General features: G+C 75.4%; 10 protein-coding genes and 1 riboswitch. Of the genes, 5 read left to right on the top strand and 5 right to left on the bottom strand.

Annotated features, from left to right (window positions below):
- Positions 1–14: 14 nt before the first annotated feature.
- From CCE02nite_RS19520 to CCE02nite_RS19510, 3 genes are all read right to left on the bottom strand, one after another.
- Entirely contained in the window at positions 15–2,549 is a 2,535-nt protein-coding gene (locus tag CCE02nite_RS19520; protein WP_141391257.1) for an ABC transporter permease, read from the bottom strand.
- Positions 2,549–3,400, bottom strand: coding sequence for an ABC transporter ATP-binding protein (locus CCE02nite_RS19515; RefSeq protein ID WP_141391256.1), 852 nt, complete (start codon positions 3,398–3,400; stop codon positions 2,549–2,551). The genes CCE02nite_RS19520 and CCE02nite_RS19515 overlap by 1 nt, the downstream gene beginning before the upstream one ends.
- Before the next feature lie 224 nt (positions 3,401–3,624).
- Complete coding sequence (locus CCE02nite_RS19510; RefSeq protein WP_141391272.1) at positions 3,625–4,827, bottom strand: ATP-binding protein; 1,203 nt, start codon at positions 4,825–4,827, stop codon at positions 3,625–3,627.
- Positions 4,828–5,048: 221 nt separating this feature from the next.
- Positions 5,049–5,153, top strand: a riboswitch (TPP riboswitch).
- A gap of 82 nt (positions 5,154–5,235) precedes the next feature.
- Here CCE02nite_RS19510 and CCE02nite_RS19505 point away from each other — a divergent pair.
- The 4 genes from CCE02nite_RS19505 to CCE02nite_RS19490 all read left to right on the top strand — a co-directional run bounded on the left by CCE02nite_RS19505 (position 5,236) and on the right by CCE02nite_RS19490 (position 9,697).
- Positions 5,236–6,339, top strand: coding sequence for a thiamine ABC transporter substrate-binding protein (locus CCE02nite_RS19505; RefSeq protein WP_141391255.1), 1,104 nt, complete (start codon positions 5,236–5,238; stop codon positions 6,337–6,339).
- 79 nt (positions 6,340–6,418) lie between these two features.
- On the top strand, positions 6,419–8,155 hold the full coding sequence (locus CCE02nite_RS19500; RefSeq protein WP_141391254.1) for an ABC transporter permease: 1,737 nt from the start codon (positions 6,419–6,421) through the stop codon (positions 8,153–8,155).
- The gene (locus CCE02nite_RS19495) at positions 8,155–9,306 is read left to right on the top strand and encodes an ABC transporter ATP-binding protein (RefSeq protein ID WP_141391253.1); all 1,152 of its coding nucleotides are present in this window, start codon (positions 8,155–8,157) and stop codon (positions 9,304–9,306) included. The genes CCE02nite_RS19500 and CCE02nite_RS19495 overlap by 1 nt, the downstream gene beginning before the upstream one ends.
- Before the next feature lie 67 nt (positions 9,307–9,373).
- Positions 9,374–9,697, top strand: a complete 324-nt coding sequence (locus CCE02nite_RS19490) for a DUF4235 domain-containing protein (RefSeq protein ID WP_141391252.1) — start codon at positions 9,374–9,376, stop codon at positions 9,695–9,697.
- Positions 9,698–9,816: 119 nt separating this feature from the next.
- Here CCE02nite_RS19490 and CCE02nite_RS19485 read toward each other — a convergent pair whose 3' ends face one another.
- Together CCE02nite_RS19485 and CCE02nite_RS19480 are read right to left on the bottom strand one after the other, a co-directional pair.
- Complete coding sequence (locus CCE02nite_RS19485) at positions 9,817–10,449, bottom strand: response regulator transcription factor (RefSeq protein WP_218027170.1); 633 nt, start codon at positions 10,447–10,449, stop codon at positions 9,817–9,819.
- Between the two features lie 89 nt (positions 10,450–10,538).
- Positions 10,539–11,789, bottom strand: coding sequence for a sensor histidine kinase (locus tag CCE02nite_RS19480; RefSeq protein WP_141391250.1), 1,251 nt, complete (start codon positions 11,787–11,789; stop codon positions 10,539–10,541).
- A 223-nt stretch (positions 11,790–12,012) separates the two neighbouring features.
- Here CCE02nite_RS19480 and CCE02nite_RS19475 point away from each other — a divergent pair, with 223 nt between their 5' ends.
- A complete protein-coding gene (locus tag CCE02nite_RS19475) occupies positions 12,013–12,474 on the top strand; it encodes a DUF6069 family protein (RefSeq protein WP_174774940.1) in 462 nt (153 codons plus the stop codon).
- Positions 12,475–12,512: the final 38 nt, after the last annotated feature.

The following is a 12,512-nucleotide window of genomic DNA, read 5'->3' as shown; positions in this document are numbered from 1 at the left end:
GGCGAGGGGACCGGTCACTCCTGGCTCACCGCGTCGAGCACGGGCAGCCGGGCGGCGCGGACCGCGGGCCAGACCGCTGCCACGACCCCGACGACGGCGGCGAGCGCGAGCATCGCCCCGAGCTGCGCCCACGGCACGGCGAGGGTCGTGAAGCCCTCGTCCGCGAGGACGGACGGGAGCGCGGCGGCCAGGCCCGTCCCCACGACCAGCCCGACCGCCGTTCCGAAGACCGCGACCAGCACGGACTCGATGACGATCGTCGTGGCGAGCTGGGCGCGCCCCAGCCCGACGGCGCGCAGGAGACCGATCTCGCGCGTCCGCTCGACGACGGACAGGGCCAGCGTGTTGACGATCCCGAGGACCGCGACGAGCACGGACAGGCCGAGCAGCGCGTAGACGATCGCGAGGATCGACTCGACCTGGGCGGCGACCTCTCCGGCGAACTCCTCGGCGTCGAGCACGCTCGCCACGACGTAGGGTGCGACGGCGTCCGTCACCCCGCCCCGCACGGCCGCGAGGTCGGCACCGGGCTCGGCGTCGAGGAACAGCATCTCGGGGATCGTCGCGCCCACGGCGGAGGCGACGTCCGGCGGCAGGAGCATGTCGACGGAGAACGCGTGGGAGTCGATCACGGCCCCGATGCGGACGTCCTGCGCCGGGAGGTCGGGCCGGGTGGGGTCGGCGATCGTCACGACGTCGCCGAGCGCCCAGCCGTGCTCGTCGAGCGCGTCCTCCATGACGGCCGCCTCCCCGCGGGCGTACGCGCCGAGGTCGCCCTCGACCGCCGTCGTGCGGACCGAGCGGCCGAAGCCCTCGGCGGGGAACCCGACGACGAGCTGCGGCTCGTCGTCGACGACGACCTGCCCGTAGGTCGTGAGGTCGACGGACGCGACGCCGGGCACGGCGCGGACGTCGGCCGCGACCCCCTCGGGCAGGTACGGGGTCGCGGACCGGACGACGAGGTCGGCTGCCGTCTCCTCGTCGACGATCCCGGTCACGGACTCTCGGGCCGAGAGCGCGAGGACCGACGTCGTCGACACGAGCGCCATGCCGACGACGAGCGCCCCGGCCGTCGCGGCCGTGCGCCGCGGCTGGCGCGTGACGTTGCCGCGCGCGAGCCCGCCGAGGGGTCGGACCAGCGCGACGAACGGCGCGGCGAGGACGCCCAGCACGGGGCCGACCGCGAGCGGGGAGAGCAGCAGCACGCCCGCGATCACCCCGACCGCGCCGAGGCCGAGGAGCGGCGCCCCGCCGCTCCCGACCGCCGCGGCGCCCACCACGAGCCCGGTGCCGGCGAGCAGCGTGAGCGTCCCTGCGACCACACGGGCGACGCCGGGGCCGGCGGGCCGCACGACGTCGGCTCGCATGGCCTCCACGGGCCGGACGAGCGCCGCGCGCCGCGCGGGCAGGGCCGCCGCGACGACGGACACCACGACCCCGACGACGAGCGGGACCACGATCCCGGCCGTCGTCACGGGCAGCGACCCGGCGAGCTCCATGCCCACCGCGCCGAGCCCGGCCCGGGCGAGCGCGGCGAGCCCGAACCCGGCCGCGACGCCCAGCACCGCCCCGACGACCCCGACGACCGCGGCCTGTCCCAGGACCGAGGCGAACACCTGGGCCGGCGACGCCCCGACGGCGCGCAGCAGCGCGAGCTCGCGCGTGCGGCGGCGCACGTGCATCGCGAACGTGTTGGTGATGATGAACGTGCCGACGAACAGCGCGAGCGCGGCGAACACGAGCAGGAACGTCGAGACACAGCCGAGCTGGTCCGCGATGGCGCTGCTCGTCTCGTCGCGCAGGTCGGCACCCGTCACGGCCTCGGCACCGTCGGGGAGTGCCGTCGCGACGGCGTCGCGCAGCGCCTCGGGGGACACCCCGTCGGCGGCGTACAGGGCGATCGACGGCACGACGCCGTCCGGCGCGTACGTCGCGGCGGCGGTCTCGGCGTCGAGCAGGACGATGGTCGCGCCCGCCATCGGCGCGGACAGCGAGAGCTCGCCCACCACGCGCACCGGGCGCACCACGTCGCCGAGCACGACGTCGGTCGTGTCGCCCACGGCGAGCCCGGACGCCTCGAGGGTCGCGGACTCGAGCGCGACCTCGTCGCCGCTCTCCGGTGGGCGGCCGTCGACCACGCGCGGCCCGGGGTCGCGCGGGTCGTAGCCGACCGCCATGCTCGGCGCCTGCGTGCTGAGCACCGCGGTGCCGTCGGCGCCCACGAGGACGGCGGGGCCGCTCACCTCCGCGAGCGCGAGGTCGACGTCGTCGCGCGCGTCGAGCGTGCCGGCCAGGTCCGCCGGGACGAGGCTGCGGGCCCCGCCGAGCTGCGCGGACGAGGACTCGAGCGCGGACCCGGCGGCGGCCGCGCCGCGCACGTACGCGTCGGCCTGGATCGACGACGCGACGATGCCGTCGAACGTCGACGCCAGCATCGCGCGCAGCGCGAACGTGCCGGTGACGAACGCGACGCCGATCGTCACCGCGAGCACGGACAGCACGAGCTGCGCGCCGTGCGCGCGCACGCCGCGCAGGGCGATCCGGCCCATCATCGGACGGTCGCCGGCTCGTGCGCCGGGTCGGTGGCGTGCACGCCCGCGGGCGTTGCCGGCGTAAGGGCGCCGAGGGTGTCCAGGACGGCCTGCGGCGTGGGGTCGCGCAGCTCCGTCACGAGGCGGCCGTCCGCGAGGAACAGGACCCGGTGCGCGTACGACGCCGCCGTCGGGTCGTGCGTGACCATGGCGACGGACTGGCCGAGGTCGTCCACCGAGGAGCGCAGGAAGCCGAGCACCTCCGCGGCGGCGCGCGAGTCGAGGTTGCCCGTCGGCTCGTCCGCGAGCACGACCGCCGGGCGGGACACGAGCGCCCGCGCGCACGCCACGCGCTGCTGCTGCCCGCCCGAGAGCTCCGCCGGGCGGTGCGCGAGCCGCGGGCGCAGCCCGACGGCGTCGACCACGCGGTCGAACCACTCGCGGTCCACGGGCCGTCGTGCGATCGCGAGCGGCAGCACGATGTTCTCCTCCGCGGTGAGCGTCGGGACGAGGTTGAACGACTGGAAGACGAACCCGATGCGCGTGCGGCGCAGTCGTGTCAGGCGTCGCTCGCTCATGGCCGAGACCGTCTCGCCGTCCACGACGACGGTTCCCGCCGTGGGGGAGTCCAGTCCGGCGAGGCAGTGCATGAGGGTCGACTTGCCCGACCCGGACGGGCCCATGATCGCGGTCAGGCGTCCCCGCTCGAGGTCGACGTCGACGCCGTCCAGGGCGCGGACCGTCGCCTCGCCGCGCCCGTAGGTCTTCACGAGGCCTCGCGCCGTCGCGATCGCGGGCGGCCCCGCCGCCTCGTCGGTCGTCCCGTCCGGCGCGGTGATCGTCGCGCCCCTCGTCTCGGTGCCGCTCATCGGTCCTTCCCTTCCCGCGTCGACGGACCGTCCGGAGCTCCCGGCCCGGTCGTCCCGACCCTCCCGCGAGAGGCTCGCTGCGGGCATCGGGGAACGACCCTGACTCACCCCTGGTCGGGCGCGAGGATTCCCTGGAGCCGGCTCAGGGTCCTCTCAGGGCACAGGCGGAGCGGCTGGATCGCGTTCGGCGTGCGGCTTCGGCTCGTCGGAGCGTCCCTCGGTCGTCACGGCCCCAGCGTCGTGACAGGGATGACCTGCACGCCGTCGGCGCGTCGGCCTGCATAGCCCGTGCTCGTGACCACACCGAGGAACGCGGGTTCACCGTGCCTGTCCACGTCGACGCCCGCCGCGAACCTCAGCAGCGACGCTGCGGCCGAGTCCGCTGCCGCGGGGTTCATCTTCACCTCGAAGGCTCCCCAGCGTCCGTCGGGAAGGGTGACCACGGCGTCCACCTCGTTTCCCTTCTCGTCGCGCCATGAGCTGATCTCGCCACCGAGCGCCTGGGCGTAGACACGCAGGTCGCGAACGACCATCGCTTCGAAGTGGTAGCCGGCCGCATTGAGGTCCGCGAGCAGGTCAGCGGTCCCGACGCCGAGCGCTGCGGTGCCCAGCGACGGGTCGACGAAGTAGCGGACCGGCGCGGTCCGGAGGCGGAGGCGCGAACGCATGTGCGGCTGCCAGGACGCGGAGTCGTCCGTGAGCATCAGCTGGTCGAGCGCGTCCAGATAGGCGTGCAACGTCTCGGCCGCGACCGGGCCGCGGTCGGCCCCGATGTCCTCCCGGAGCGCGGTGAGCTTCGGCGACTGCGCCACCGATCGACCGAGCGAGGTGAGCAGCCGCCGGACTCCGCGCGGGTTGCGGCGTGTGCCGAGCGCCGGAACGTCCACCTCGACGACGTTGCGCAGGTAGTCTGCAAGCCACGTCCTGGCCTCGGCTTCCGCCGCCCCCAGAAGACTCGGCCACCCCCCGACGACGATCCGTTCCATGAGGTCGGGCACCGACAGGCCGGAGTCCTGGGACACCGGGGAGTCGCCGTCGAACAATGCCTGCAACGACACCTCGCCGTGAGAGTGTCGAGACTCGAAGAGGCTCATCGGGCGCATGCGCAGCACCCCGATGCGACCTGCACCGGAGTGCCGCGTCGAGTCGTCGCGGGGGGTCGCCGACCCGGTGAGGACGTACAACCCTCGCTCGCCGAGATCGTCGACGCGTCGACGTACCCGGTTCCAGAGCTCGGGCGCGACCTGCCACTCGTCGAACAGGATGGGCGTCGGCCCGCTGAACAGAGCGTCGGGGTTGAGCTCGACGGCGGACCGTGCGTTCGCGTCCTCGTCGAGCCGGATCGACGAGGACGCGACCTGCGACGCGGTCGCCGTCTTGCCGCACGCCTTGGGGCCTTCGATGAGCACGGCGCCGATGGCGGCCATGCGCTCGCGGAGTTCGCGATCGGCGATGCGGTCAAGATACCTGTTCACAGCGGAGAATCTATGTTCTGCGCTGCTCAAAGTCTACCTTTTGCGCCACACCTGATCGACGTTTTGCGCGAGGAGAGAGGTGCTGTCGTGCCGCGGTCTGACGACCACGACGGCTGTCGCGGACGCCGCGCTCGCGTTGCTCTCAGGGCTGTCCCCCCCCGGTGTAGGCTCGACGTGAACGACAGGGGAGCTCCTGGAGGAGCTGAGAGTGCGGACCACCGCAGACCCTCGAACCTGATCCGGTTAGCACCGGTGGAGGAAGTCGGGAATCTCGATCACCTGCTCGTGCGGTCGCCCGCGCTCGCCCGAGCGCGGGTCGCGCGGGCCGGTGGACCCCTCCTGAACGTCCTGGGAGGACACATGCAGCGCACGACCGCCCGCACCCGCCGCGCCCGGTCCCTCGTCACCGGCGCGGGCACGACCCTCGCCCTCCTCGCGCTCGCCGCGTGCAGCGGCGGCGACGACGCGACGTCAGGCTCGGGAGGTGACGACGCGTCGTCGGGCACCGGGGGCACGGTCACCCTGGTCACCCACGACTCCTTCGCCGTGAGCGACGAGGTGCTCGCCGCGTTCGAGGAGGAGAGCGGCCTCACGGTCGAGCAGGTCGCGCCCGGCGACGGCGGCGCGCTGGTCAACCAGCTGATCCTCACGAAGGACTCGCCGCTCGGCGACGTCGTGTTCGGGATCGACAACACCTTCGCGTCGCGCGCGATCGACGAGGGCGTGCTCGCGCCCTACACGCCCGCCGACCTCTCGGACTCCGCGGCGCGGTACGCGGTGGGCGACGGGGGCGAGCTGACGCCCGTCGACCTGGGTGACGTGTGCGTCAACGTCGACCACGCGTGGTTCGCCGACGCCGGGATCCCGGAGCCCGTCTCGCTCGAGGACCTCGCGAAGCCGGAGTACGAGGACCTCCTCGTGGTGACCAACCCGGCGACGTCGTCGCCCGGTCTCGCGTTCCTCCTCGCGACCGTCGGGGCGTTCGGCGAGGACGGCTGGGAGGACTACTGGGCCGACCTGCGCGCCAACGGCGTGAAGGTCGTCGACGGCTGGTCGGACGCGTACTACGTCGACTTCTCCGGGTCCGAGGGCGCCGGGCCGCGCCCGCTCGTGCTGTCGTACTCGACGTCGCCCGCCTTCACGCTCACCGAGGACGGCTCCGCGTCCACGACGGGCGCGCTGCTCGACACGTGCTTCCGCCAGGTCGAGTACGCGGGCGTGCTCGCGAACGCGAAGAACCCCGAGGGCGCGCAGCAGCTCGTCGACTTCCTCGTGAGCGAGGCGTTCCAGGCCGACGTGCCCGACCAGATGTACATGTACCCCGCCGACGACTCCGTCGCGCTCCCCGACGGCTGGGCCGAGTTCGCCCCGCTCGCCGACGAGCCCTTCGAGGTCGCGCCCGCCGACGTCTCGGCGCACCGCGACGAGTGGATCAAGGCATGGACGGCGACGGTCGTCGACTGACGCCCGTCTCCGGTCCGCGAGCGGGCATGACCACGCCTCTACCTCGCGAGGTAGAGGCGTGGTCCCGCGAGGTAGAGGCATGGTCCGCCGAGGTAGAGGCGTGGTAGGGCCCGTGCGCGGGCTGCGGGGTGGTCTCGGGCGCGCGGTGCTGTGGGGGATCGCGGCGGCGGTGCCGCTGCTGTTCCTCGGGGTGTTCTTCGCGTGGCCGGTGGTCACGCTCGTGGCGCGCGGGTTCGTCGGGGACGACGGCGGCCTCGACCTGTCCGGGTTCGCGGAGGTGTTCTCGCAGCCGCGGACGTGGCGCATCCTCGGGCTGACGCTGTGGCAGGCCGTGCTCGGCACGGCGTTCTCGGTGCTCCTCGGCGTACCGGGCGCGTACGTGCTGTACCGGTGCCGGTTCCCCGGGCGGCGGGTCGTGCGCGCGCTCGTCACCGTGCCGTTCGTGCTCCCGACCGTCGTCGTCGGCGTCGCGTTCCGGTCGCTGCTCGTGCAGGGCGGCCCGCTCGGGTTCCTCCGGCTCGACGAGACGTTCGCGGCGATCGTCGTCGCGCTCGTGTTCTTCAACTACTCGGTCGTCGTGCGCACGGTCGGCGGGCTGTGGGAGCACCTCGACCCGCGCGCCGAGCAGGCGGCGCGGGCGCTCGGCGCGACGCCGTGGCGCGCGTTCCGCACCGTGACCCTCCCGGCGCTGACGCCCGCCGTCGCGAGCGCCGCGTCGATCGTCTTCCTGTTCTGCGCGACGGCGTTCGGCGTCGTGCTCGTGCTCGGCGGCATCCGCTACGGGACGATCGAGACGGAGATCTGGATCCAGACCACGCAGTTCCTCGACCTGCGCACGGCAGCCGTGCTGTCGGTCGTGCAGCTCGTGGTCGTCGCGGCGGCGCTCACCGTCGCGAACCGCACGCGGGCCCGGCGCGAGCGCGCCCTGAACCTGTCGTCCTCCGCGTCTTCCGCGCACCCGCTGCGGCTGTGGCGCGACGGCCGCCCGACCGGCGACCTCGTGCCCGCGGCGCTCACCGCGGCCGTGGTCGTCGTGCTGGTCGGGCTGCCGCTCGGCACGCTCGTCGTGCGCTCGTTCCGCGTCCCGGGCGGCGGCTGGGGGCTCGACAACTACGCGAACCTCGGCACGACGGGCGGGCGCAACGCGCTGTCCGTCACCGTGTGGGAGGCGGCGGGCAACTCGCTGCGCACCGCCGCGCTCGCGACCGTGCTCGCCGTCGTGATCGGCGGGCTCGTCGCGCTCGTGGTGTCGCGGCGCCCGCGGTCGCGCGGCGGGCGGCGGGCGATCTCCGTGCTCGACTCCGTCTTCATGCTCCCGCTCGGGGTGTCCGCGGTCACGGTCGGTTTCGGGTTCCTCCTGACGCTCGACCGGCCGCTCGGGCTCGACGTCGACCTGCGTACGTCCGGCCTGCTCGTGCCGATCGCGCAGGCCGTCGTCGCGATCCCGCTCGTCGTGCGGACGGTCCTGCCGACGCTGCGTGCGATCGACCCGCGCCTGCGCGAGGCCGCGGCGACGCTCGGTGCCGCGCCCGGCCGCGTGTTCCGCACCGTCGACGGCCCGATCGCCGCCCGCTCGCTCGGCCTCGCGGTCGGGTTCGCGTTCGCCGTCTCGCTCGGCGAGTTCGGCGCGACGTCGTTCCTCGCCCGCCCGGACAGCGCGACCCTGCCCGTCGTGATCTTCCGGCTCATCGGGCGCCCGGGCGCCGAGAACTACGGCATGGCGCTCGCGGCGAGCGTCGTGCTCGCGCTGCTCACCGCGACCGTGATGCTGCTCGCCGAGCGGTTGCGCGGCGACCGACCCGGAGGAGAGTTCTGATGGTGCAGACCGACCCCGCCCCGGCGCGCGCCGGCTCGCCGGAGCCGTCGCGCCCCGACGTCGCGCCCGGCACCACGCCCGACGCCGCGCCCGACTCGGTGCCCGGGGAGGACGCCGGGCTCGCGGTGCGCGACGTCGTCGTGCGCTACGGCGGGGGTACGCGCACGGACCCTGGCACGACGGCGGTCGCGGGCGTCACGCTCGACGTCGCGCCCGGCGAGGTTCTCGCCCTGCTCGGACCGAGCGGGTGCGGCAAGTCGAGCCTGCTGCGCGCGGTCGCGGGGCTCGAGCCGGTCGCGTCGGGCTCGGTCACGTGGGACGGTCGCGACCTCGCGGGCGTCCCCGTGCACCGCCGCGGGTTCGGGCTCATGTTCCAGGAAGGCCAGCTCTTCCCGCACCGCGACGTCGCGGGGAACGTCGCGTACGGCATCGCGGGCCTGTCCCGCGCGGAGCGCGACGCGCGCGTGACCGAGCTGCTCGACGTCGTCGGGCTCGCCGGGTACGAGCGCCGTGCGGTCGCGACGCTCAGCGGGGGAGAGCGCCAGCGGGTCGCGCTCGCGCGGTCGCTCGCGCCGCGGCCTCGGCTGCTCCTGCTCGACGAGCCGCTGTCCGCGCTCGACCGGGGGCTGCGCGAGCGCCTCGCGCTCGACCTGCGCGAGGCGCTGCGGGCCACCGGGACGACCGCCGTCTTCGTCACCCACGACCACGACGAGGCCTTCACCGTCGCCGACCGCGTCGCCGTCATGGACGCCGGCCGGCTCCTCCAGGTCGCGCCGCCGGAGGATCTGTGGCGTGCGCCGACCTCGCGCCGGGTCGCCGAGTTCCTCGGCTACCAGGCGTTCGTCCCGCGCGGCACCCGCAGCCTGCTCGCGATCGGCCCGCGCGGGCTGCGCCTCGACACTGCCGGGGACGACACGGCGGACGGCGCGTGGGGAGCGACGGTCGTCGGCAGCGTGTTCCGCCGCGGCGCGGTCGAGGTCACGGTCGACGCCGAGCTCCCCGGGACCGACGACGGCGCACCCGTCCGGCTCGTCGCGCTCGCGGGCGCCGCGTCCGGCGCCGGGGTGGGCGACGACGTGGCCGTTCCCGGCCCGGGCGACCGGGTGCGGGTCGTGGCCGACCCGGCGGGGTGCGCCGTCGTCCCGGCCTGATGGCCCCAGGACGGCGCTCGCGGTCGTGCGACGCGCGAGAGAGCCGCAGCCGTCCTAGCGTCGGGTGATGAGCGACGACGTGACGGCGGGGACGCATCCCCCGGAGAAGTCCGGCGGCAAGGCCGCGAAGATCCTCTACCGCCCTGTGGGGCTCGCCAGCTCGATCGTGGGCGGGCTCGTCGCGGGGCAGGTGTTCAAGCAGGTCTACAAGCGCGTCACCCCGGGCCACCGGAAGGACGCGCCGAAGCCGCTCGAGTCCGAGTACTCGCTGCGCGAGATCCTCGTCGCGTCGCTGATCCAGGGCGCGATCTTCGCCGCGGTGAAGGCCCTCATCGACCGCGGCGGCGCCCGGGCCTTCGAGCGCTGGACGGGAGAATGGCCGGGCGACTGACGTCACCCCTCGGGCCGAACACGACATGAGGGTCGTCATCGGAGCGATAACGACATCGATGTCGTGCTCGACGGCGGGCCAAGGCGTGGTCGGCCACGGGTCCGGCGAGGGGCCGGGCGTCAGTCGAGGGCGGCGGCGTGGACGAGCAGCGCGACCTGCGTCCGGTTCTCCAGGCCGAGCTTGAGCAGCACGTTCGACACGTGGGCCTTGACCGTCGGGACGCTGAGGAACAGGGCGGCCGCGATCTCGGCGTTCGCCGCGCCGCGGCCGAGCTCGACGGCGACGTCCCGCTCGCGCCCGGTGAGCCTGCCGAGCGCCGCCCGGGCGCGGTCGCGCTCGCCGCCCGCGTCCGCGACCGACGACATGAGGCGCCGCGCGATCTCCGGTGACAGCACCGGCTCGCCCGTGGCCGCCGCGCGGACCGCCGCGACGATCCGCTCGGGCGGCATGTCCTTGAGCAGGTAGCCCGACGCCCCGGCGTGCAGGGCCCCGACGACCTCCTCGTCGCTGTCGAACGTCGTGAGCACGACGACGGCCGGCGCGCCCGGCCGCGACCGCACGCGTCGCGTCGCCTCGATCCCGTCGACGCGCGGCATCCGCAGGTCCATGAGCACGACGTCGGTCGGGTGCGCGTCGAGCACCGCCGTGACCTCGGCACCGTCCGCGGCCTCGCCGACCACCTCGATGCCGTGCGCGCCGTCGAGCATCAGCCGCAGGCCGGCGCGGACGAGCGCGTCGTCGTCGACGATCACGAGCCGGGTCCGCGGTGCGTCGCGCGGGGCCCCTCCGTCGTCGTGCCGAGCGCGCCCGCGCGCGCCGCCCCCGCGTCCACCCTGGTCGCTCACGCGTCCCACGGTAGCCGGACGTCGAGGACGAACCCGTCGTCCCGCGGCCCGGCGTCGAGGGTCCCGCCGAGCAGGTCGACGCGCTCGCGCAGCCCGACGAGCCCGGTGCCGCTCCCCTCGCCGGCGGGCCCTCCCACCGGGCCCCCGACAGAGCCGCCGACCGCGACGGGGCGCGGACCGCCGTCGGACACCGTGACGCGCACCTCGCCGGCCCGGACGGCGACGCGCAGGACGGCGGGGCTGCCGGGGGCGTGCCGGCGCGCGTTCGTGAGCCCCTCCTGCGCGACGCGAAACGCCGCGACCTCGACGGTCCGGGGCGCGTCCGCCGATCCCGACCGCTCGTAGGCGACGTCGCCGCCCGCCTCGCGCGCCTCGGCGACGAGGCGGTCGAGGTCGTCGAGCGTGGGCTGGGGTGCGGGTGCGCCGCCCTCGACGTCGTCGGGGTCGGCGCGCAGCACCCGCACGACGTCGCGCAGGTCGCCGAGCGCGGAGCTCACCCCGGCCCGCACGAGGCCCGCGGCGCGGGCGAGCTGCGCCGGGTCGGCGTCGGGGCGGTACTCGAGCGCGCCTGCCGTCGCGGCGAGGAGCGAGAGGCGGTGGGCGAGGGTGTCGTGCATCTCGCGGGCGATCCGGGTGCGCTCCGCGACCCGCGCCTCGGCGACGCGGCGATCCTGGTCGTGCTCGGCGCGCCGGGCACGGTCGCGCAGCGACCACATCAGCTGGGCCCGCGCCTGCCAGTACATGCCCCAGCCGAGCAGGGCCGCGTGCACCGCGAGGTCGCACAGGAGCCACCAGCCGAGCGGCAGGGCCTGCGGCCGCCACAGCGCCTGCACGGCGTGGCCCAGGAACCCGGCGACCGCGACCGGGACCGCCGTGCGTGCCGGGTACCAGCGCGCGATCTGGAGGGTCGCGACCGTCGAGGCGGGGGTCGCCGCGCCGGAGTACGCGGCGAGCGACGCGAGGACCAGGGCGCCGATCACGGGGGCGTTGCGCGGGGTCCGCGACCACAGCAGCGGGAACGCCGCGAGGGCGAGGACCGCGACGAGGACGTCGAGCCAGGTGCCCGCGCCGGGTGCGTCCTGACCGACGATCCCGGCCGTCGCGAGCGCGGTGAGCGTGGCGACTGCGAGGCACGCGACGACGAACGTCCACCAGGGGACGAGCGGGCGGCCCCCGTCACGGCGGGCGGCGGCCGTCGCGAGGACGGGGCGTCCGGCGAGCGGAGGGCAGTCGGTCGGTGTGGTCATGCTCCGGACGCTAGGGCGCGGCGTGGCGGGCGACCACCGACCGAGGTCGGGGGTCGAGGTCCGCCGGGAGGGTCGGGGACCGACGACGGTCGGGACAGCCGTCGCCCTCCGGCCGGTGCGCCGGACGCGGCGCCACCGCGAGCGTAGGGACGTCGGCACCCGCCGGCCGCGGCCCCGTCCGCGTGAGCGCGCGGCCCTCGTCGCGTGACGAAGGAGGAGTCCCATGCCCACGACGCCGACCACCTCGAACGTCCCCCGCTACCCCGGCTCGTCCGCTGCGGCCGACGGACGGCAGGCATCAGGGGATGCCCGACGCCGCGTCCCCCGCTGGTCCGTCCCCCTCGCCGCGGCGGTCGTCGCCGCGGTGGTGCTGCTCGTCGGCACGGCGCTCGGCGTCGACCCGGAGGTGCGGTCCGCGACGGGGACCCAGACCGTCGGCGTGGTGGCCGCGGTCGTCGTGGCGCTCGTCGTCGGGTACGCCGCGTGGGGCGTGCGCGCCCTGCTCGGCCGCCTGGCCTCCCGTCGGCCCCGCCGGGGCGAGCGCGCCTGGCTCGTGACGTGCGCCGTCGTGCTGCTCGTCTCCCTGCTCGGCCCGCTCGGCGCGGTGACGCCCGCCGCGGTGGTGCTCCTCGCCGTCGAACACCTCGCGGTCGGCGCAACCCTCGCCCTGGGCCTGCGCCACTGACCCCCGCCCCCCACCCCGGCCCCCACCCCCCACCCCCC

Source organism: Cellulosimicrobium cellulans, assembly GCF_006539945.1.
Classification (GTDB): Bacteria; Actinomycetota; Actinomycetes; order Actinomycetales; family Cellulomonadaceae; genus Cellulosimicrobium; species Cellulosimicrobium cellulans.
Note: the sequence above shows the minus strand (reverse complement) of the source record. Positions and strands in the feature narration are given on the sequence as shown.

Bases quoted from the DNA above. Each gene is read 5' to 3' on its own strand.
- CCE02nite_RS19475 (WP_174774940.1), top strand. From the start codon at position 12,013: ATGCCCACGACGCCGACCACCTCGAACGTCCCCCGCTACCCCGGCTCG.
- CCE02nite_RS19520 (WP_141391257.1), bottom strand. From the start codon at position 2,549: ATGGGCCGGATCGCCCTGCGCGGCGTGCGCGCGCACGGCGCGCAGCTC.
- CCE02nite_RS19480 (WP_141391250.1), bottom strand. From the start codon at position 11,789: ATGACCACACCGACCGACTGCCCTCCGCTCGCCGGACGCCCCGTCCTC.
- CCE02nite_RS19500 (WP_141391254.1), top strand. From the start codon at position 6,419: ATGGTCCGCCGAGGTAGAGGCGTGGTAGGGCCCGTGCGCGGGCTGCGG.
- CCE02nite_RS19510 (WP_141391272.1), bottom strand. From the start codon at position 4,827: ATGGCCGCCATCGGCGCCGTGCTCATCGAAGGCCCCAAGGCGTGCGGC.
- CCE02nite_RS19495 (WP_141391253.1), top strand. From the start codon at position 8,155: ATGGTGCAGACCGACCCCGCCCCGGCGCGCGCCGGCTCGCCGGAGCCG.
- CCE02nite_RS19505 (WP_141391255.1), top strand. From the start codon at position 5,236: ATGCAGCGCACGACCGCCCGCACCCGCCGCGCCCGGTCCCTCGTCACC.
- CCE02nite_RS19515 (WP_141391256.1), bottom strand. From the start codon at position 3,400: ATGAGCGGCACCGAGACGAGGGGCGCGACGATCACCGCGCCGGACGGG.
- CCE02nite_RS19490 (WP_141391252.1), top strand. From the start codon at position 9,374: ATGAGCGACGACGTGACGGCGGGGACGCATCCCCCGGAGAAGTCCGGC.